The following is a 20,460-nucleotide window of genomic DNA, read 5'->3' on the forward strand; positions in this document are numbered from 1 at the left end:
CCCAAACCACCGGATTCCAGCGTCGAATGAACGCACTGGCCGGACAAAACTGCATTCCCCTGTGGGTTATTTTCTTGCGTACCCATTGCGGATATCTTAGCCACCAATCATTGGCATGCAAATGAATATTGCGCCTGTCCAACGCGGAATGAGGCACCGCTTCAGCAGATCTTGCGCAGCAGTTCGATCAGTATCATGCGCTCGCCGGAGGTGAGGGGGGCGAGAGTTTCGTCGGTGACCGCGGCAGCCGTTGCGATATTGCGGTCGATCACGGATTGGCCCTCCGGGGTCAGCGACAGGATGAGTCGGCGGCCGTCATTGGGGTCCGGCGCGGTCTCAACGAAATCTCGCGCGACCAGCCGGTCGATAACGCCCTTGATCGTGGCGACATCCATCGCGGTTTCTCGGCCGAGCTGGTTCTGGGAGCTTGGCTGGATTTCTCTGAGCTTGCTCAGTGCCGCCCATTGCGTCGTCGTCAGCCGGTCGCCCATCCGGCCGGTGAAAATCGCGACATGCCGCTGGTTGGCCTGGCGGAGGAAGAAGCCGATCTGCTGATCGACGCGGTATTCGGAGCGTTCTTCCGGGGGTTCGTCCTCAGGTTCCATGTGGTTCTCGCTGCCTGCTCTCGCAATCGTTCTGGATTGCGCCATCGCTTCAATTTGGTTTAACTAGCCAGACTCATTTGTCAACGAAGCATCCTGCAAACGCGGCACTTGCTTGACAGACGGAAATTCGAGTCCGATACTTGTTTGCATACAAATGAGTTTTCCTGTCTCCAACATTGGAGCGAGATATGGTCAAGCAAATCGTCGAAGCCGCCGAGAATGGCAAGATCCGCTGTGACGCCTGTCCGGTGATGTGCTTCATCGCCGACGGTCGATCCGGCGCATGCGACCGCTATGCCAACGAGGGCGGCGAACTGATCCGCGTCGATCCGCTGACCATCATCGAGGGCACGGTGTCGGCGGGTGGCAAGATCGTGCCTTTCATGCCCGATCATCCCGAGGATGAGTGGAACGGCGATCTCGTCAATGCCCGCAAGCCGTTCATCACGGCAGTCGGCGCCGGCACGACATATCCCGATTACAAGCCAGCGCCCTTCATCGTGTCGCAGAAGCAGCGCGGCGTTGACATGGTCACGGTCGTGACCGAGGGCATTTTCAGCTATTGCGGCGCCAAGGTGAAGATCGACACCGACCGTTTCCTCGGTCCTGAAGCGGCCGCCGTGCGCGTCGATGGCGAGCCGGTCGGCCATGTGATGACCGGTGAATATGGCTCGCAGATGCTGTCGCTCGGCGGCGTGCATCATCTCACCGGCGGCTCGAAGAAGGAGGGCCGCGTCACCTGCGATGCGCTCTTGCGGCTCTGTAACAGCGAAGCCGTCGAGATGGTGATCGACGGCGGGGCAAGCATCATCGTCCAGGCCGGCAAGGCACCTGTCATCAACGGCGCGGAAGAGCATCGCATGCGTGTCGGCTGCGGCTCGGCGACGATCGGCATGTTCGCCAAGCAGTGGAAGGACATGGTCGATGAGGTCGTCGTCGTGGACGACCACATTACAGGCGTACTCTCCGAGCATCAGGCCGGCAAGCTGCTCAACATTCCGCCCACCGGCATCAAGATCAAGGGCAGGCGCTCGACGCCGGGCCGCTATTTCCAGGTCGCCGAGCCCGGCACCGGCTGGGGCGGTACCAACATCGACGATCCGTTGATTATCCTCGGCGACTTCGATCCGAAGACTGCCTATCCCGGCTTGCGCATGCTGATGGTCTCCACCACCGGCGAGCAATACGGCTACTACATTCTCGACGATCAGCTGAAGCCGGAGCTGCAAACCCTGCTGCCGGCGCCGGTCCAGGAATCCGTGGAGATCATCGCCGAAAACTGCGAGCCGGCGCTGGCGACGGTGCTGTTCATGGGCGGCGCGGGCGGCAGCCTGCGTGCCGGTGTCACCACCAATCCCGTGCGGCTGACGCGTTCGGTGAAGCAAGCGCTCACCCATGTATCCTGCGGCGGCGCGCCCGCTTATGTCTGGCCGGGCGGCGGCATCACCGTCATGGCTGATGTCACCGAAATGCCGTCGAATTCCTTCGGTTACGTGCCGACGCCGGCGCTCGTCGCGCCGATAGAGTTCACCATGCGGCTGGCTGATTACGAAGCGCTCGGCGGCCATATGGAAGCGATCATCCCGATCGAGCAGGCGATCGAGCTTGCCGAGCGCAAGATCGCACCGGTGGCGCAAGGGTCCTGGCCGACCTCCGAGCGCAATTTCAAGTGGGGCGCGTGATGAGCGGACCCACCGCCAACTACATCGACGGCGATCGTAATGGCCGGCTGCATCTGCAGCATGGCCCCATCGACCTGATCATCGGTGTCGATGGCGCGGTGTCGCTCGAGCTCGAAGCCTACTTTCGGCACCACGCTTATGCGCTGGCGAACCGGCGATTCCAGACGGTGCTTAAAGAACTGGTCAGCGAATTGCCGCTGCTGAAACGACAGGCATTTGCTGACAGTCCAATGCCGGAAGGATCGACTGCCCGGCGTATGATGGCCGCTGTCCGGCCTTTTGCCGAGAGCCATTTCATCACCCCTATGGCGGCCGTGGCGGGTTCCGTGGCCGACGAAGTTCTGGCAGCGATGCTGGCCGGCTTCACACCCGAGAACCGGCCGCGTCGGATCTACGTCAACAATGGCGGCGATATCGCGCTGCATCTCGATCCCGGCGCGGAATTCCATGTCGGAATGTCCCGCGAGGATGGCCAGGAGCTTGGCGCCTTTGCCGTGGATGCCAGCCAGCCGACACGCGGCGTTGCCACCAGCGGCCGGGGCGGACGCAGCCTTTCCATGGGTATCGCCGATTCCGTGACGATCCTCGCCCGCAACGCGGCTGAGGCTGATGCCGCCGCCTCGCTGGTCGCCAATGCTATCGATTTGCCCGACCATCCCGCCGTGAATCGTGCCCGCGCGATCGATGTGGTCGATGACAGCGATCTCGGCGAGCATCTGGTGGTCACCGGCTGTGGCGAACTTGGCAATCACGAGATCGGCCAGGCGCTGGAGTCTGGGGCCGCCGAGGCCGAGCGCTTCATATCAGGCGGCCTGATTCATCGTGCCGCACTCTTTCTCAAGGACCGTGGCCGGATTGTCGATCCGGGCCAGAACGATACGCCTGCATTGGAGTCCAAACGCTATGCCTGAACCGAAGATCCGCAAGTTCTTCACCACTGTCGAAGAGATCATGCATGAGGGCGGGCCGGTTGCGGATAAGCCGCTCAAGCGTGGCGCGGTGCTGGCGGTGATCGAAAATCCGTTTGCGGGCTCCTACCACGAGGAAATCTCCGGTTTCATGAAGGATCTCGAACCGCTCGGGCTGGAAATGGCAAAGCGGCTGATCGTGGCGCTCGGCGGCGACAAGGCCGATATCCAGGGCTATGGCAAGGGCGCCATTGTTGGCCAGGCCGGCGAACTCGAACATGGTGCATTGTGGCATGTGCCGGGTGGTTACGCGATGCGCGAAGCACTGGGCGATGCCAAGGCGATCGTGCCCTCGACCAAAAAGGTCGGCGGGCCGGCAACGCGGCTCGACGTACCCGTTACCCATATCAACGCCTCCTATGTGCGCAGCCATTTCGATGCGATGGAGGTCGGGATTCCTGACGCACCCCGTGCCAACGAGATCGTGCTGGCGCTTGTCATGACCACCGGGTCGCGCATTCATGCCCGCGTCGGCGGCCTGAAGGCCGAGGACATCAAGGCACAGGACGGGCTGCGGTGAGCGCGGAAATCCGCAAGCTCGCGGTCTTCGTCGAAGAGGTCCATAGCGAGATGGGGCAGGCGGTTTCGCCGCCCACGCGCAAGGCCGCCGCCGTGGCGGTGATCCGCAATCCATTCGCCGGGCGTTATGTCGCTGATCTTCAACCACTGTTTGATATCGGCGCTGAACTCGGCGGGCTCCTCGGACGCAAATGCGTCGAGGCGCTGGGTATTTCGCCTTCGCAAGCCGAGAGCTATGGCAAGGCCGCGATGGTTGGCGAGGATGGCGAACTCGAGCATGCGGCTGCGATCCTGCACCCGACGATGGGTAAGCCGTTGCGCGAGGCGGTCGAGAGGGGTGCGGCGCTGGTGCCATCCTCGAAGAAACGCGGTGGTCCGGGCCAAGTGCTCGACATTCCGCTCGGTCACAAGGATGCGGCCTATGTGCGCTCGCATTTCGACGGGGTGGAGGTCTGGCTCAACGATTCACCACGGCCCGGTGAGATCATGGTGGCCGTCGCAGTGACCGACAGCGGCCGCCCGCTGGCGCGCGTCGGTGGTTTGAAGACGAATGAAATCGAAGGCAGGGACGGGCTTCGCTGATAGCTTGACTTGCGCCGGAATAGCCGCCAAATTCATTTGTATACGAATGAAAATCGGGGAGCCATCTTGTCAGAAATTCCTGGGGAAAAAGCCGCACAGAGACAGGTCGCGGGCATCGATGTCGGCGGCACCTTCACGGATCTGGTCCTTTTCGACTCCGCGAATGGCACGGTGAGGCTCGCCAAGACCCCGACGACAATCGAGAACCAGGCTTTCGGCGTGCTCAATGCACTCGATGCGGCCGAAGCCGATGTCGCCGCGCTCGACCTGATCGTCCACGGCACCACGACGACGACCAATGCGGTGCTGGAGCGCAATCTCTGCAAGACCGGCCTGATCACCACGATGGGTTTTCGCGATGTGCTGGAGCTCGGCCGCCGCACCCGGCCCAATGCCTATGGCATGAAGGGCGAGTTCCGGCCGATTATTCCGCGCGATCTGCGGCTCGAAGTTCCGGAACGTATGGATGCCTCGGGCAGGGTGCTGACGGTGCTGGACGAGGACGCCTTGCGCGCGGCCCTGAATGCGCTGATCGCGGTGGATTGCGAGGCGCTGGTCATCCACTTCCTGCATGCCTATGCCAATCCGGCGCATGAACTGCGCGCCGCCGAAATCGCCCGTGAGGTCTGGCCGAACGGCAATATCACCATGGGCCATGCGCTGCTCTCCGAGAGCCGGGAATTCGAACGCGGTGTGACCGCTGCGGTCAACGCCTCTGTGCAACCGCTGCTGCGGCGCTATGTCGAACAGTTGGCCGACCAACTCGCCAGCCGTGGCTACAAGCATGATGTGCTTGTGATGAACGGCAATGGTGGAATGGTTTCGGCACGCTTCGTGGCCAATGAAGCGGCGAAGACGGTGATGTCGGGGCCGGCCTCGGGTGTGATGGCGGCGGCTTATACCGGCCGCCGGGCGGGCATCCCCAACCTCATCACCTATGACATGGGCGGCACCTCTACGGACGTGGCGCTGATCCGCGATGCGGAACCCGCGGTCTCAAACGAGATCGAGATCGAATATGCGATGCCCATCCATGTGCCGATGGTCGATGTCCGCACCGTCGGCGCCGGCGGCGGCTCGATCGCGCAGGTGACGGCCGCGGGTCTGCTTCAGGTGGGGCCGGAGAGCGCCGGCGCCTCTCCCGGCCCGATCTGCTATGGGCGCGGCGGCATGCGGCCGACGATTTCCGACGCCAATCTGCTGCTCGGCCGGCTCAACCCGGCGCGGCTGAATTCTGTGCCGGGCGGCATGTCGCTCGATAATATCGGGGCGATCTTCCAGAAAGAACTCGGCGACAAGCTGGGGCTGGATGCGACTGCCGCCGCCGATGCTGTGATTCGCATCGCCAATGCCCGGATGTCGGATGCGGTGCGTATGGTCTCGGTCAGCCTCGGCGAGGACCCGCGCGATTTCGCGCTCTTTGCTTTCGGTGGCGCGGGGCCACTGCATGCTTCGGCCATCGCGCGCGAACTCGGCATTCCCAAGGTTCTGGCGCCCTCTCGGCCGGGCATCACCAATGCGCTCGGCTGCGTCGTGGCAGACCTGCGTCATGATTTCGTCAATACGGTCAACCGGCCGGTGGCGAGCGTCGATATCCACGCCGTGCATGCGCTGTTCGCCAAACAATCCGACGAGGGCAGGCGGCTGATCGGCAAGGAAGCGGTGGCGATCCGCGAAATCCGCGAGATCTGTTCGGTCGATATGCAATTCATCGGCCAGACGCATCTGCTTCGGGTGCCACTCCCAGGACCGACGCCGACGCTCGACGAATTGCAATCGCGCTTCGAGGAAGCCTATTTCAACCGCTTCCATGTCGAGCTCAACGAGATCCGGGCCAACCTCGTCAACGTCAACACCTCGGTTATCGGCCGTCGTGCCGAGATCGACCTGTCGATGCTGATCGATCCGGCCGGACGCAAGGCGACTTTGGCCGATGCCAAGACCGGATCGCGTTCGGTGTGGTTCGCCAAGTGGATCGAAACGCCGGTCTACTGGCGCGATCACCTTCCCGCCGACGCCGAGATAGCCGGTCCTGCGATCATTGAGCAGATGGACACGACCATCATCATCGAGCCCGGCGATCACGCCGTACAAGATCGAGATGGTAACATCATCATCACATTGGGAGCCGTGGCATGAGCATCGATCCGATCACGCTCTCTGTCATCCAGTCCGGTCTGCAGCAGGTCTGCGACGAGATGGATCTCAGCTTCTCCCGTGCAGCGTTTTCGCCCGTTATCGCCGAGGCCAACGACCGTTCCGATGGCATCTATTCGGCGATCGATGGCGCGCTGATCGCCCAGGGTGCGGCCGGCCTGCCGGTCTTCGTCGGCACGATGCAATATTCGACGCGCGTGCTGATCGAGATGATCGCATCCGGCAAAGTGATCGCCCCGAAGCCGGGCGACATCTATATCGTCAACGATCCATATCTCGGCGGCACGCATCTGATGGATGTGCGCTTTGCGATGCCCGTGTACCGCAACGGGGAGATATTTTGCTGGCTCTCCAACACGGGCCATTGGCCGGATACGGGCGGCGCCGTGCCTGGCGGATTTTCGGCGTCGGCGACCTCGGTCGAACAGGAAGGCTTGCGGCTGCCGCCGGTGCGGCTCTTCAAGCAAGGCGTGCTCGATACCGAGATCTACGCCATCATCTGCTCCAACATCCGTGTGGCGGACCAGCGCATCGGCGATGTGAAGGCGCAGGCCGCAGCCCTGCTGGTCGGCGAAAAGCGCCTTGCACGCATTCTCGATCGCTACGGCGATGATACGGTGACAGAGGCGATCGAGGAACTGCGCAAGCGGGCGTCGGACCAGATGCGCGCCAATTGCCGGCTGATTCCCGATGGCATCTATAGGTCAGTCGCCTATGTCGATAGCGATGGCGTCGTCAACGAGCCGTTGGAAATCCGGCTGGCGATCACGGCCAAGGACGGCATTCTCGATTTCGATTTCACCGGCTCGTCAAAGCCCTGTGCCGGGCCGATGAACTCGGTGCTGGCGACCACGCTGTCGGCGGTCTATCTCGGCATGCGGCACATATTTCCCGACGTGCCGATCAGCGCGGGTGCGTTCGAGCCGCTGAGGGTCAAGACGCCGGAGGGCACGTTTCTCGATGCACAATATCCGCGCCCGGTCTCGGGTTGCGCGGCGGAAGTCAGTCAGCGCATTGCCGAAGCCGTGTTCCTGGCACTGGTCGAAGCTTTGCCCGATCGCGTGACGGCGGCACCGGCTGGCAGTTCTGGTAATTTCGCACTCGGCGGCCATGATCCGGAGCGCAATCGCGGCTTCGTCATGTACCAGATCTCCGGCGGCGGCTATGGCGGCAATGCCGATCATGACGGGCTCGCCAATGGATGCTCCACGATCGGCATATCAAAGGCGCCGCCGGTCGAGATCATGGAGCAGCAATTCCCGGTTCTCTATCATCGCTATGCGTTGCGCGAAGGCTCGGGCGGAGCTGGGCATCACCGTGGTGGATTTGGCCTCGATTACGAGATCGAACTGCGGCGCGGCGAGGCAACGGCGAGCTTCGTGATGGACCATGGCCGTTTCGGTCCGCCGGGTGTGCTCGGCGGTAGGGATGGCAGACCGAACTCGGTTCTGGTCACCCAGAGCGGCAGGGAAATGGTGCCGGAACATCTCTCCAAGGCGCAGGACATTCCCTTGAAGCCGGGCGACCGGGTGCGGGTGGGCACGCCGGGGGGCGGTGGTTATGGCGATCCGATGACCCGCGATCCGGCTGCTGTTGCCGAGGATGTGCGGCTTGGGCGCTACACATCAGAAGAGGCTCGCGCCCTCTTCGGCGTGGTGATCTCGCGAGACTTTACGGCTGACATGCCGGCCACGAAGGCCGCACGCGGTCAGTAACCGGGAACGTAATAGGGATCGTCGTAGACCGGGTCGTCATAGACGTCGGGGTCGCGGTAAATCCGGCGGCGGCGATACACTTCCCGATCGGCATTGGCCGGCCGTCGGGGTTCGTCACCATAAATGTCGTCATAACCGCGTACGGGTTCGTAGATTTCCTGCTCGCGGACATTGTCGGCAATCTCGACGCCGGGATTGCTGAGGTTGGTCACGACGACCGCCGTTCCGTCGGGCACCCTGCCATAAAGGTCCGCGACGTCCTGGTTGATCATGCGCACGCAGCCTGACGAGACGGATTTGCCGATCGTCCACCATTCCGGCGAGCCGTGAATACGGTAGAGCGTGTCTTCCTTGCCCTGAAAAATATAAAGCGCGCGGGCGCCAAGCGGATTGGTGATCCCCGGTGGCATGCCGCCATTGTCGGAACTGAATTTGGCGAGTTCCGGCTGGCGGGCAACCATCTCGTCGGGCGGCGTCCATCTCGGCCATTGCCGCTTGTACTGGATCTTGCCGCGCCCGGCCCAGGCGAAGCCCGCGCGACCCAGACCGACGCCGTAACGCATGGCTTGCCCGTTGGGGTAGGTGAAATAGAGGTAATGGTTTCCGACATCGACCACGAGTGTTCCGGGCGCCTCGCCGGTCGGGTCGGACACCATCTGGCGGTAGAAGCGCGGATCGATCTTCTGGTAGGGAATGGCGGGCAGAGGGAACTGCTCATCGGCCTTGGCCGCATAAAGCAGCGCCCCGTTGGCCTGGCTGACGCTGACTGTTTCGCTGCGCACGTCCTCCCGTACGGTTTCATTTGCCGTCGACGAACAGCCGGCGAGACCTGCCACCGCCACACTGCCAATACCGCAAAGAAATGTCCGACGGTGTACCTCTGACTTAACCATGAAAACTCCAACGAAAACATGCGGGGACCGGAAGAATCATAGCATCGATCCAGTACCCGCATAATCGCTGATATAGGCGTTTGTTCCAGTGGATGGAAGGACGGCGCGCTTTGACGCAGGCGTCAGGCGTGACCGCGATGCTGCAATTGGTTGAGATCCCGAGACCGGGCCGCAGCGAGATGGAACCGGCGATCGGCCGCGACCGGGTCAATCCGGGAGACGGAGTGGAGCACGGTGGCTTCGACGCCGTTTCTGGCAAGTGTGGCAAGTTCCCGCGCGACCTGATGATGGGCTGCCAGGGAGCCGTCATGCAGCCGCACGACGCGCCTGCCCGTGAATTGCAAGAGATCGGCCGGCGCTTCCATGCGCTTGGCTTCGCGGCGGCCAAGTTCAAGGACCGCGCCGGGGATGCTGCCGTCGAATACGATCACATCAGCCGACTGAAGCGCGCGCATGGCCTTCAAGGTCAGCAATTCGGGATCGTCGTGGCCGGCATCAATGAACGCGACGGACGTCGCACGAGGCGTTCCGGCGGTCGCGATCTGACGTGCCTCGAATGCGAGTTCCGAGGCCTCCTGGGCGCCGGGCGTCCGCTCTCCGAAGGCGCGATCCACAAACCTTTCCCAGAACGTCCGCCGTTGCGCGGGCGCCTCGAGCATTGCCGAGACGTGATCGCGGATATCGCGGGCGAGGCCTGCCCAAGCGCTGAGTGTCCGGGGCAGCGCCGCCTCGATGCGGCGGCGAACCGCCTGCGCCAGAATAGGGGCCGCGCCGTCGGTCGAGATGCCGATCACCAGCGGCGAACGGTTGACGATGCTGCCGAACTTGAACTGGCAGAATTCCGGTTGATCGATAACGTTGACCGGCACCCCGGCCTCACGCGCGCGATCGTGGAAGGCCTTGGCCTCGTGCGGTTCGCATTCCCCGACAGCCAGTGCGAAATGCTTGAAATAGGCGGCCTCCCAGTGGCAGTCATGGTGGACGAAAGCCGGTTGATCGAGAAGATCGCGGAAAGCCGGGGACAGCTCGCCGATTGGCGCAAACACGTGCACTTCCGCACCGCAAGCGGCCAGAAGCTCGGCTTTCCAGGCAGCGCCGTCTCCGCCGCCGGCGATGAGTACCGGCTTGTCCTTGAGGTCGAGGAAGACGGGGAGGGTGGCCAGTGCGCCAATGCTCGATCCCCGTCTATTCCGCTGCGGCCGCAAGACATCCATCGATGATCCCCCTGATTTCGCCGCGGCACGAGCCGCAATTGGTGCCGGCGCTGGTCTGCTTGCCGACCGCTTCGACGGTCGAGCAGCCGCCACGGATCGCCGCGATGATCTGATTGACGCCAATCGAATTGCACGAACAGACCGTCGCGCCAGGATCGGGCCTGCCGGCTCCGGGGCGCCCGGCCACGAGGGCGAAGCGCGTCCTGAGGTCGGCATGCCGTTCGGTGAGCTGTGCGACGGCCCAGTTGCGTGCAACGGCGACCGGCGATCGAGCAAGAAAGAGTGCTGCCAGCAACCGGTCTCCATCGAAGAAGGCGATCCGGATGTCGCCTGTCTGCTGGTCAGAATAGCCGAGCGGCTCGATATGAGAAGGCAGGGCAAACGCTGTCCGGCTCCATGACGTCCAGTCCTCGATGACCTGATCGAAAGCAAGCTCGACACGCCACCCGCCATCCGCTTTCGCGCGTGCCCAGTAGGAGGCATTGGCGGGGTTGGGGCGAGTGGTCGAAACCGCGAAGCCATAATAGGCGGCGGTGAAGGGTTTGACGGCCACGGCGACGTTCTTGGAGGCGGGCTGGCCGGAGAGCGGGTCGGTGACGCCGGGCACGAGAGCGTCGATGCGCGCCTTGGCGGCGAACTGGTCGTTCCAGTGCATGGGCGCGAAGATGTTGCCGCGCATCTGGCGTTCCGTGATGAGTGCACGCACGACGGCACTGCCGTGGGGGCTGTTGATCTCGACGAGCGAGGCGCTTCTGATGCCGAGTTCCGCAGCATCCTGTGGATGGATTTCAGCGAAAGGTTCGGCGATGTGGGCCGACAGGCGAGCGCTGCGGCCGGTTCGCGTCATGGTATGCCACTGGTCGCGGATGCGGCCGGTATTGAGGGTGAGCGGATAGTCCGCGCTCGTTCGATCGGTCTCCGGCAGATCGGCCGCGATGAAGCGTGCTTTGCCGTCTGGGTGGTAAAAGCGGCCGTCCGCGAAAAAACGGCTGACGGTTGGCGGTGATCCCAGCGGCTGCGGCCATTGGAACGGTGGAAGCCTGTCATAGGCATCCTCTTCGATCATGGCATGGGCGCCGATGTCGAAGTCGCGGCTGCCCTCGTTCTCGAAGGCCGAGAGCGCTGCGTGTTCGGCGAATATGTCGGCAGATGACCGGTAGTCGAAGGCTGCCGCATACCCCATGCGGCGCCCAACCTCGGCCATCTGCCACCAGTCCGGCCTTGCCTCCTCCGGCAAGTCCAGGAAACGTCTCTGGCGGGATATCCGCCGCTCTGAATTGGTAACCGTGCCGTCCTTCTCGCCCCAGCCGAGCGAAGGTAGCAGTACGTCGGCGTGCCGGGCGGTGTCGGTGGTCTTGAGGACGTCGGAGACGACAACGAACGGACAGGCTTTGATTGCGGCCTCGACCACATCGGCATCCGGCATCGATACGACCGGATTGGTCGCCATGATCCACAGCGCCTTGATGCGGCCATCGGCAACGGCACGGAACATATCCACGGCCTTGAGGCCGGGCTTTTCAGCAATGGTGGGTGACTGCCAGAAGCGCTGCACCCGATCGCGATGGTCTGGATTCTCGATTGCCATATGAGCGGCGAGCATGTTGGCAAGGCCGCCGACCTCGCGGCCTCCCATCGCGTTGGGCTGTCCGGTCAATGAGAACGGACCCATGCCGGGCCGGCCGATGCGCCCCGTCGCGAGATGACAGTTGATGATCGCATTGACCTTGTCGGTGCCCGACGAGGACTGGTTGACGCCCTGGCTGTAGCAAGTCACGACGCGTTCGGTGGCCTCGAACATCTGGAAGAAGCGGCGCAGATGCATGGCCGGGAGCCCGGTGCGATCCATCAATTCTTCGAAGGAAAGGCTCGCCGCTGCGGCGAACGCTTCGCCGAAGCCGGTCGTATGTTCGGCGACGAAGTTTTCGTCGATCGCCGGCGTCTTGGCGAGGTGGGCGAGCAGGCCCATGAACAATGCCACGTCGCCGTCCGGCCTGATCGCCAGATGCAGGTCGGCAATGTCTGATGTCATGGTCCGGCGCGGATCGATGACGACCACTTTCAGGCCCGGCCGGACGGCCTTGGCGGCGGCAAGGCGCTGGTACAGCACCGGATGGCACCAGGCCAAGTTGGAGCCGGTGAGGATCACGAGATCGGCGAGTTCCAGATCCTCGTAGATGCCGGGCACGGTGTCCGAACCGAATGCACGGCGATGGCCGGCGACGGAGGACGACATGCAGAGCCGCGAATTGGTGTCGATGTTCGCTGAGCCGATGAAGCCCTTCATCAGCTTGTTGGCGACGTAATAGTCCTCGGTGAGCAACTGTCCCGACACATAGAAGGCGACGGAGTCCGGGCCGTGTTCGCGGATCGCGTCCGAGAATTTTGAGGCGACGAGGTCAAGCGCCGCGCTCCAGTCGGCCCGCTCGCCGGATATCTCAGGATGCAACAGCCTGCCGTCCATGTCGATGGTTTCGGCGAGCGCCGAGCCCTTGGAGCAGAGCCGGCCCAGATTGGCGGGATGATCCGGATCACCCTGGACCGAGACCGTGCCCGCGTCGTCTGTCGTGGCGATGACTCCGCATCCGACTCCGCAATAGGGGCAGGTGGTCTTGACCTCCAGCATTCCTATTCCGCCGCCATCAGTTGTTCCTCAAGCGCGATGAACAGGGCGCCGTTCTCGTTGCGGACGGGGATGGTTCGCACCGCGCCTTCGTCCGCGCCGAGCGCCTTGCCGGTTTCCAGCGAGATGACCCAATTGTGCAGCGGGCAGGTCACCGAAGCAGCGTGAACGATGCCCTGGCTGAGCGGCCCGCCTTTGTGCGGGCAATGGTCTTCTATGGCGAAGACCTCGTTGTCGGCCGTGCGGAATACCGCAATCTTGCCCTGCGGGGTCTTCACGCAGCGTGCGCCGCGCAGCGGGATCTCGTTGATGTCGCCTATGGCAATCCAGTTCATGTCAATCATCTTCACTCCGCTGCCTGGGAATAGCCGACCGTCGCCATCGGCCGGAATTCATGCTTGTCCTTGCCCGAGACCCGCTCGGACCAGGGATCGACCTGGGCGAATTTCTGGCTGAAGACGAAGCGGTCATAATAGGCCTGGCGCTTCTCATGATCGGCCATGATCTGGCGGCGGATTTCGTCCAGTCCAATGCGCTTGGCCCATTTGTAGATGCGCTCGAGATAACGGCCCTGTTCGCGATACATCTGGGTCAGCGCGACGATGTGCTCGAGCGCCTCGTCCTCGGTCTTCACCAGGCCGAGAACCTCGGTGCCCTTGATGTCGAGGCCCGCGGCGCCGGCGAAATGGATCTCGAAGCCGGAATCGACGCAGATCACGCCGATATCCTTGCAGGTGGCTTCAGCGCAATTGCGGGGACAGCCGGATACGGCCATCTTGAGCTTGGCCGGCGTCCATGAGCCCCACATGAACTTTTCGATGCGGATGCCGAGGCCGGTCGAATCCTGGGTGCCGAAGCGGCACCAGTCCGAACCAACGCAGGTCTTCACTGTGCGCAGGCCCTTGGCATAGGCCTGGCCCGAGATGAAGCCCGCCTTGCCGAGATCGGCCCACACGGCCGGCAGGTCTTCCTTCTCGATGCCGAGCAGGTCGATGCGTTGGCCGCCGGTGACCTTGACCATCGGGATCTCGAACTTGTCGACGACATCGGCAATGGCGCGCAGTTCACCCGAATTGGTAACGCCGCCCCACATGCGCGGCACGACCGAATAGGTGCCGTCCTTCTGGATATTGGCGTGGACGCGCTCATTGATGAAGCGCGACTGATAGTCGTCGGCATATTCATCAGGCCAGTCGCAGACGAGGTAGTAATTGAGCGCCGGCCGGCACTTGGCGCAGCCGCAGGAGGTCTTCCATTCCAGTTCCTGCATCACGGCGGGAATTGTCTTGAGGTGCTTGGCCTTGATCAAGCGGCGCACGTCGTCGTGGCCGAGTTCGGTACAGCCGCACATCGGCTGGACCGCAGCGGGGTTGTAGCTGTCGCCCAGCGTGATCGCCATCAGCTGCTCGACGAGACCCGTGCAGGAGCCGCAGGAGGCGGAGGCCTTGGTGTGAGCACGCACATCATCAAGCGATGTCAATCCCTTGGATGTGATCGTTGAAGTGATTTTTCCCTTGCAAATGCCGTTGCAGCCGCAGATTTCCGCATCATCCGGCAAGGCTGCAACGGCCGCCATAGGGTCCAGCGGGGCACCCCCTTGATAGGCCTGGCCGAAGATCAGCGTCTCGCGCATCTCAGAGATGTCGGTCGCCTTCTTCTTGAGGTCGTTGAACCAGGCGCCATCGGAGGTTTCACCGTAAAGCACGGTGCCGATGATCCGATCCTGCTTGATGATCAGGCGCTTGTAGACGCCCGCGGTGGCATCGCGAAGCACGATCTCCTCGCGGTCGTCGCCATCGGCGAAGTCGCCGATCGAATAGAGATCGATGCCGGTGACCTTGAGTTTGGTCGGCGTATCGGAATGCACGAAGGCTGCTGACGTGTCGCCTGCGAGGTGAGATGCCGCGACGCGGGCCATCTCGTAGAGCGGTGCGACGAGACCATAGACCTGTCCGCCGACTTCGGCACATTCGCCAAGTGCGAGGATATGGCCGTCTGACGTGGACATGCCGTGATCGACGACGATGCCGCGATTGACGGCAAGGCCGGCGTCGCGCGCAAGCTGGACATTCGGACGGATGCCGGCAGCCATGACGACGAGGCTGGCCGGAATGATCGTGCCGTCGGCGAGCTCCACGCCCTCGACCTTGCCATTGCCGATGATGGCCTTGGTGTTGGCTTTGGTTAGTACCTTGATGCCGCGTTCCTCGACCGCCTTTTGCAGCAGGTAGCCAGCCGCCGGATCGAGCTGACGTTCCATGAGAGTGGGCGCGACGTGGAGGACGGTGACGTCCATGCCACGAAGGTTGAGACCGGCCGCCGCTTCGAGGCCCAGTAGCCCGCCGCCGATGACGACCGCCTTGGCGCGCGATTGCGCGGCGAGCAGCATGGCCTGGACGTCGTCGAGATCGCGATAGCTCAGCACGCCAGGCAGGTCGTTGCCGGGAACCGGGATGATGAAGGGTACGGAGCCGGTGGCGATCACCAATTTATCGTAACTCTCGGTGACGCCGTGATTGGAGGTGACGGTCCGCTTGTCGCGGTCGATCTCGATGATCTTATGGCCCTTGTAGAGCGTCACGTTGTTTTCGATGTACCAGCCGTCGCCATGGATGACGATTTCCTCGTAGGTCTTCTCGCCCGAGAGGACCGGCGAGAGCATGATACGGTCGTAATTGACGCGTGGCTCGGCGTTGAAGATGGTCACCTGATACTGACCGGGTGCCCTCTCGAAGAGGTTTTCGAGCATGCGCCCCGGGGCCATGCCGTTTCCAATGATGACGAGTTTTTCTGTCATGAGCATTACTCCGCGGCTTCGACGAAGCGGTGGCGTTCGTAGAGGAACTTCAACACGGCTTCGCGGCATTTGAGATAGGTCCGGTCCGACGCGAGCTCGATCCGGTTGCGGGGACGGGCAAGCGGGATATCCAGCACTTCGCCGATATGGGCGGCCGGGCCGTTGGTCATCATGACGATACGGTCCGAAAGCAGCACGGCCTCGTCCACGTCGTGGGTGACCATGACCATCGTGTTGCCGAGCCTGAGGTGGATTTCCATGACGGCGTCCTGAAGGTGGGCGCGGGTCAGTGCGTCGAGTGCGCCGAATGGCTCGTCGAGCAGCAGGGTCTTGGGCTCCATGGCAAGCGCGCGGGCGATGCCGACGCGCTGCTTCATGCCGCCGGAGATTTCCGCGGGACGCTTGTCCTTGGCGTGACCCATCTGCACGAGGTCGAGATTCTCCATGATCCAGTCATGCCGTTCCGCCTTGCTCTTGCTGCTTCCGAAGACTTTGGTGACGGCGATGTTGACGTTCTCGTAGACCGTCAGCCAGGGCAGCAGGCTGTGGTTCTGGAACACAACGGCGCGCTCCGGCCCCGGCGCGTTGACTTCGCGGTTTTCGAGCAGCACCACCCCGGTCGAAACCGGGGTCAGGCCAGCGATCAGGTTGAGCAATGTCGACTTGCCGCAGCCGGAATGTCCGATGATCGAGACGAACTCGCCCTTTTCGATGGTCAGGTTGATGTCGCGCAGTACGTCCGAGCGGGTGCCGCCGCGGTCGAAATGCTTGGCGATATGGTCGAGCTTGAGATAGGCCTGCATGATCGCCTCCTTAATTGGTCGCCGCGCCGCGGGTGATGAACTTGCCGACAGCCGAGACCAGCTTGTCGAGGAAGAAGCCGGTAACGCCGATATAGGCGAGTGCCACGATGATGTCGGGCAGACGCGAGGAGTTCCAGGCATCCCAGATGAAGAAGCCGATGCCGACACCGCCGGTCAGCATCTCGGCCGCGACGATGGCGAGCCAGGACAGGCCGATGCCGATCCTGAGGCCGGTGAAGATGTAGGGCGCGGCCGAGGGCAGCATGATCTTCCAGAAGAACTCGAGATGGTTCAGCCGCAGCACCTGGGCGACGTTGCGGTAATCCTGCGGGATGTTGCGGACACCGACGGCGGTATTGATGATGACCGGCCAGATCGAGGTGATGAAAATCACGAAGATCGCAGACGGATTGGAATTCTGGAAGGCCGCGAGCGACAGCGGCAGCCAGGCGAGTGGCGGCACGGTGCGCAGAACCTGGAAGATCGGGTCGAGCCCGCGCATCACCCAGACCGACTGGCCGATGACGGCGCCGATCAGCACGCCGACGATTGCCGCAAGGCCGAAGCCATAGGCGACGCGCTGAAGCGATACCAGCACGCGCCAGCCGAGCCCGATATCCTGCGAGCCGAAATCGAAGAAGGGATGGGCGATCAGATCATAGCTTTCCTGCCAGACCTGCGAGGGCGGCGGCAGGGACGAGCCCGGCGCGGAACAGAGCAGCTGCCAGATGCCGAGCAGCAGCGCCAGCACGATGATCGGCGGAACCACATTCTTGGCAACCGACGCGGCAGCACCCTTCAGATCGAACTTTTTCGAGGGGCGCGGCGCAAGCGCCACGACTTTGGCTTCTGTTTGCGGCTTAGCCGTCTTCATTGGCTTTTCCATGCGGGCCAGAGCAGTCATCGGTCACTCCAATAGTTTGGGAGCGGCCGGCGCCTTGTCGGCGCCGGCCGGAAAGGATCAGGAAGAGGCCTTGATGGCGAGGCTCTCGAGGTAGGCGGTGGGGTTTTCCGGATCGAAGACCTTGCCGTCGAAGAAGGTCTCCTTGCCGCGCGAACTGGTGGCCGGAATGTCGGCGGCAGCGACGCCGAGATCCTTGGCCGCGCCGCGCCAGATGTCCTCGCGGTTGACCTTGTCGACCAATCCCTTGATGTCGGTGTCAGGCGCCAACTTGCCCCAGCGGATGTTCTCGGCGAGGAACCACAGGTCGTGGCTCTTGAACGGGTAGGACGCGTGGTCCTGCCAGAATTTCATATAGAGGTCGGTGCCCTCGGCGACCCGGCCGTTGCCGTAGTTGATGTCGCCCTTCAGGCGGCCGAGAATGTCTTTCGGCGGCACGTTGAACCACTGGCGCTTGCCGACGATCGCAGCCATCTCTTCCTTGTTTTCCATCTTGTCGCACCATTGCTGGGCTTCCATGATGGCCATCATGATGGCTTTGGCGGCATTGGGGTTCTTCTCCACCCATTCCGTGCGCATGGAGAAGGCCTTCTCGGGATGGCGCTTCCAGATTTCGCCGGTCGAACAGGCGGTGAAACCGATGCCTTGATTGACGAGCTGTTCGTTCCACGGTTCGCCGACGCAGAAGGCATCCATATTGCCAACCTTCATGTTGGCGACCATCTGCGGGGGCGGTACGACGATGACCGAAACGTCCTTGTCCGGGTCGATGCCGCCGGCAGCGAGCCAGTAGCGCATCCAGAGGTCGTGCGTGCCGCCGGGGAAGGTGACCGCGACCTTGACCTCGCCGCCTGCCGCTTTCTTCGCAGCGAAGGCCTCTTTCAGCTTGGAGGAGTCGAGGCCGGCGCCGGTTGCCGCATATTCCTTGGAAACCGAGATCGCCTGGCTGTCGAGATTGAGGCGGGCGAGAATCGACATCGGCACCGGCACGTTGTTCTGCGTCACCTTGCCGGTCTGCATCAGATACGGCATCGGGGTGAGGATATGGGCGCCGTCGATGCCGTTCGCTTCGCCACCGAGCACCAGATTGTCGCGGGTCGCACCCCAGCTTGCCTGCTTGGCGACTTCGACGTCCGGCATGCCATGCTTTTCGAACAGGCCCTTTTCCTTGGCGATGATGAGTGCCGCCGAATCCGTCAATGCGATGAAGCCCAGTTTGGCGCCGGTCACTTCAGGGCCGGCCGACGCAGCAAAGGCGCCTGATGGAAAGGCGGTATTGACGGCGCCGATCAGGGCGGCGGCGGCTGATGTCTTGAGCAGGCTGCGGCGGGTCAGGCCGGTCATCATTATCTTGGTCATCGCACATCCCCTTGTTTGGGCGGAACCCGAAAATAAAAAACGCCGCTTGGAGATTGCGTCCATGGGATGGGAGTTTCCCGGAGCAAAAACCTTGCGACGTCGATGTCTTTGTTGAACGCTTATCGCGCGTTCATCCGCCCTGATCGCCATTGACCGGGCAATTAGAGCGATGCAAACGGCGTGCCAGTTTCACATGATGTAGCCAACCAATTGAAACTAAATTAGAAAATTTCATGATCGCTCACTGCCTGATTTTTAAGCTGCAGGCAATTGCTGCCAAAAATTTGTGCGCCGCGGCAATCCGGGGTCATAAATTGTGCAGGGCAGCAAGCGATGGCTTACGCTTCGCCGGCCGTGAGATCTGACAGCGAAGGGCTTTTCACGGCAAATGCGGCCACGTATTCGGCAAGGCGGGCGGGGTCGAAAACGTGGCCGTCCATGAAGTGATCACCGACTGAGGCGCCCTCGACCCTGATGTCGCCATCGGATGGTGCGGCGGCATGGCCAAGTGCCAGCCGGTAGAGGTCGGGCCGGTAGGCGGATGCAGCCAGTGCGATGTCTTCCTGCCGCAACGGTGCCTGGCCCCAGCGCATCATCTGGCTGTAAATCCAGAGCGCCTGGCTGGGGCGCGGATAGTTCGCCGCTCCGGCGTGGAACGAGAAATAGTTCGGAATGATGCGCCGGCGGCCTTCGGCGTCGAGACTGAACTCTCCGGCCAGCACATTGCGGATGATATCGTTCGGAGCCGCGATGTAGCGGTTGTCGGCGAGCGTTTGCGCCAGCGCATCATGGTTTTCGGGCCGGTCGCACCAGCGGGCGGCGGCATCGAGCGCGACAATCAGCCGGAAGACCGTTTCGGGGTGGGTCTCAGCCCATTCGGGCCGCATGCCGATGACCTTCTCGGGCGCGGACGGCCAGATGTCCTGCTTGGCCGCAACGATACGGCCGACGCCGCGCCCGGAGGCCACCATGTTCCACGGCGCGCCGACGCAGAAGCCGTCGATCGCACCGGCTGCCAGCGCATCCGAGGTCATCGGCGGTGGAACGACGACGAGCTTCACATCGCGATCGGGGTCGATGCCGCCGGCAGCGAGCCAATAGCGAAACTCGTAATTGTGCGACGAGAAGGGGTAGGTCATGCCGAGGGTCGGCTGCGGCTCACCGCGCCCTCGCATGCTGGCGAGCACGATTGCGAGCGCTTCGGCATTCTCGAGCGCTGTCGCATCGACCGCGAGATCTGCTTCGTCGCGCATGCGCGCATAAAGCCGCACCGAAAGCGTGATCGCGTTGCCGCCCTTGCCGAGCGAGAAGGGCGTGATGGTGGGCGAGGGGTTCGAGCCGAGGCCGAGCATCGCCGCAACCGGCATTGGTGACAGCATATGCGCGATATCGAACTGGCGGAAAGCGAGACGGTCGCGCACATTGGCCCAGGAAACGTCCTTGACCAGATCGAGCGTAATGCCTTCCTTTGCCGCAAAGCCGAATTCGGCCGCGGCGATCAATACGGAGGCATCGACCAACGGGATGAAGCCGGCGCGCAGGGTGCGCGACCCTTCGCCGGACACTTTGCCCGGTGCGGTCAAGCCCGAGGCGCCCCTGCCGGACAATGGATTTCCTGATATTGTCATCATGTTCACGTTCA

16 protein-coding genes are annotated in these 20,460 nt (G+C 62.7%); 6 read left to right on the forward strand and 10 right to left on the reverse strand.

All coding sequences use genetic code 11. From position 1 onward, the window contains the following. Window positions 1-161: 161 nt before the first annotated feature. A complete protein-coding gene (locus tag ACSQ26_RS07085; protein ID WP_436007625.1) occupies window positions 162-605 on the reverse strand; it encodes a MarR family winged helix-turn-helix transcriptional regulator in 444 nt (147 codons plus the stop codon). 188 nt (window positions 606-793) lie between these two features. Here ACSQ26_RS07085 and ACSQ26_RS07090 point away from each other — a divergent pair, with 188 nt between their 5' ends. From ACSQ26_RS07090 to ACSQ26_RS07115, 6 genes are all read left to right on the forward strand, one after another. Further along, window positions 794-2,287: a 6-hydroxynicotinate reductase gene (locus ACSQ26_RS07090; RefSeq protein WP_436007627.1), complete on the forward strand. Its 1,494-nt coding sequence runs from the start codon at window positions 794-796 to the stop codon at window positions 2,285-2,287. After that, complete coding sequence (locus ACSQ26_RS07095) at window positions 2,287-3,198, forward strand: UPF0280 family protein (protein WP_436007629.1); 912 nt, start codon at window positions 2,287-2,289, stop codon at window positions 3,196-3,198. Before ACSQ26_RS07090 ends, ACSQ26_RS07095 begins: the two co-directional genes overlap by 1 nt. Then, window positions 3,191-3,775, forward strand: a complete 585-nt coding sequence (locus tag ACSQ26_RS07100; protein ID WP_436007631.1) for an amino acid synthesis family protein — start codon at window positions 3,191-3,193, stop codon at window positions 3,773-3,775. Before ACSQ26_RS07095 ends, ACSQ26_RS07100 begins: the two co-directional genes overlap by 8 nt. Continuing rightward, a complete protein-coding gene (locus tag ACSQ26_RS07105; RefSeq protein ID WP_436007633.1) occupies window positions 3,772-4,356 on the forward strand; it encodes an amino acid synthesis family protein in 585 nt (194 codons plus the stop codon). The genes ACSQ26_RS07100 and ACSQ26_RS07105 overlap by 4 nt, the downstream gene beginning before the upstream one ends. 66 nt (window positions 4,357-4,422) lie before the next feature. Beyond that, complete coding sequence (locus ACSQ26_RS07110; RefSeq protein ID WP_436007635.1) at window positions 4,423-6,495, forward strand: hydantoinase/oxoprolinase family protein; 2,073 nt, start codon at window positions 4,423-4,425, stop codon at window positions 6,493-6,495. Then, a complete protein-coding gene (locus tag ACSQ26_RS07115; protein WP_436007637.1) occupies window positions 6,492-8,228 on the forward strand; it encodes a hydantoinase B/oxoprolinase family protein in 1,737 nt (578 codons plus the stop codon). The genes ACSQ26_RS07110 and ACSQ26_RS07115 overlap by 4 nt, the downstream gene beginning before the upstream one ends. Here ACSQ26_RS07115 and ACSQ26_RS07120 read toward each other — a convergent pair. The 9 genes from ACSQ26_RS07120 to ACSQ26_RS07160 all read right to left on the reverse strand — a co-directional run bounded on the left by ACSQ26_RS07120 (window position 8,222) and on the right by ACSQ26_RS07160 (window position 20,449). Continuing rightward, window positions 8,222-9,010: a L,D-transpeptidase gene (locus tag ACSQ26_RS07120; RefSeq protein ID WP_436007639.1), complete on the reverse strand. Its 789-nt coding sequence runs from the start codon at window positions 9,008-9,010 to the stop codon at window positions 8,222-8,224. The genes ACSQ26_RS07115 and ACSQ26_RS07120 overlap by 7 nt on opposite strands. A gap of 233 nt (window positions 9,011-9,243) precedes the next feature. Beyond that, complete coding sequence (locus tag ACSQ26_RS07125) at window positions 9,244-10,335, reverse strand: NAD(P)-dependent oxidoreductase (protein WP_436007641.1); 1,092 nt, start codon at window positions 10,333-10,335, stop codon at window positions 9,244-9,246. Beyond that, window positions 10,307-12,961 (reverse strand): nitrate reductase, encoded by a 2,655-nt coding sequence (locus ACSQ26_RS07130; RefSeq protein WP_436007643.1) that lies wholly within the window; start codon window positions 12,959-12,961, stop codon window positions 10,307-10,309. The genes ACSQ26_RS07125 and ACSQ26_RS07130 overlap by 29 nt, the downstream gene beginning before the upstream one ends. A 2-nt stretch (window positions 12,962-12,963) precedes the next feature. Beyond that, window positions 12,964-13,293: a nitrite reductase small subunit NirD gene (gene nirD, locus ACSQ26_RS07135; RefSeq protein ID WP_258157207.1), complete on the reverse strand. Its 330-nt coding sequence runs from the start codon at window positions 13,291-13,293 to the stop codon at window positions 12,964-12,966. 11 nt (window positions 13,294-13,304) lie between these two features. After that, a complete protein-coding gene (gene nirB, locus ACSQ26_RS07140; RefSeq protein WP_436007645.1) occupies window positions 13,305-15,755 on the reverse strand; it encodes a nitrite reductase large subunit NirB in 2,451 nt (816 codons plus the stop codon). Window positions 15,756-15,760: 5 nt separating this feature from the next. Beyond that, a complete protein-coding gene (locus ACSQ26_RS07145; protein WP_436007647.1) occupies window positions 15,761-16,558 on the reverse strand; it encodes an ABC transporter ATP-binding protein in 798 nt (265 codons plus the stop codon). 10 nt (window positions 16,559-16,568) lie between these two features. Continuing rightward, complete coding sequence (ntrB, locus tag ACSQ26_RS07150; RefSeq protein WP_436007649.1) at window positions 16,569-17,462, reverse strand: nitrate ABC transporter permease; 894 nt, start codon at window positions 17,460-17,462, stop codon at window positions 16,569-16,571. 57 nt (window positions 17,463-17,519) lie between these two features. Next, window positions 17,520-18,818 (reverse strand): CmpA/NrtA family ABC transporter substrate-binding protein, encoded by a 1,299-nt coding sequence (locus tag ACSQ26_RS07155; protein WP_436007651.1) that lies wholly within the window; start codon window positions 18,816-18,818, stop codon window positions 17,520-17,522. Between the two features lie 338 nt (window positions 18,819-19,156). Continuing rightward, window positions 19,157-20,449 carry a CmpA/NrtA family ABC transporter substrate-binding protein gene (locus tag ACSQ26_RS07160; protein ID WP_436015143.1) on the reverse strand — a complete coding sequence of 431 codons (1,293 nt, stop codon included), beginning with the start codon at window positions 20,447-20,449 and terminating at the stop codon, window positions 19,157-19,159. Window positions 20,450-20,460: the final 11 nt, after the last annotated feature.

This window comes from Rhizobium sp. LjRoot254, from assembly GCF_964254105.1.
Taxonomy (GTDB): domain Bacteria; phylum Pseudomonadota; class Alphaproteobacteria; order Rhizobiales; family Rhizobiaceae; genus Rhizobium_E.

Coding starts and splice junctions, on each gene's coding strand:
- ACSQ26_RS07095 (WP_436007629.1), top strand. CDS start 2,287: ATGAGCGGACCCACCGCCAACTACATCGACGGCGATCGTAATGGCCGG.
- ACSQ26_RS07160 (WP_436015143.1), bottom strand. CDS start 20,449: ATGATGACAATATCAGGAAATCCATTGTCCGGCAGGGGCGCCTCGGGC.
- ACSQ26_RS07145 (WP_436007647.1), bottom strand. CDS start 16,558: ATGCAGGCCTATCTCAAGCTCGACCATATCGCCAAGCATTTCGACCGC.
- nirB (WP_436007645.1), bottom strand. CDS start 15,755: ATGACAGAAAAACTCGTCATCATTGGAAACGGCATGGCCCCGGGGCGC.
- ntrB (WP_436007649.1), bottom strand. CDS start 17,462: ATGACTGCTCTGGCCCGCATGGAAAAGCCAATGAAGACGGCTAAGCCG.
- ACSQ26_RS07100 (WP_436007631.1), top strand. CDS start 3,191: ATGCCTGAACCGAAGATCCGCAAGTTCTTCACCACTGTCGAAGAGATC.
- ACSQ26_RS07130 (WP_436007643.1), bottom strand. CDS start 12,961: ATGCTGGAGGTCAAGACCACCTGCCCCTATTGCGGAGTCGGATGCGGA.
- ACSQ26_RS07085 (WP_436007625.1), bottom strand. CDS start 605: ATGGAACCTGAGGACGAACCCCCGGAAGAACGCTCCGAATACCGCGTC.
- ACSQ26_RS07125 (WP_436007641.1), bottom strand. CDS start 10,335: ATGGATGTCTTGCGGCCGCAGCGGAATAGACGGGGATCGAGCATTGGC.
- ACSQ26_RS07090 (WP_436007627.1), top strand. CDS start 794: ATGGTCAAGCAAATCGTCGAAGCCGCCGAGAATGGCAAGATCCGCTGT.
- ACSQ26_RS07115 (WP_436007637.1), top strand. CDS start 6,492: ATGAGCATCGATCCGATCACGCTCTCTGTCATCCAGTCCGGTCTGCAG.
- ACSQ26_RS07155 (WP_436007651.1), bottom strand. CDS start 18,818: ATGACCAAGATAATGATGACCGGCCTGACCCGCCGCAGCCTGCTCAAG.
- nirD (WP_258157207.1), bottom strand. CDS start 13,293: ATGAACTGGATTGCCATAGGCGACATCAACGAGATCCCGCTGCGCGGC.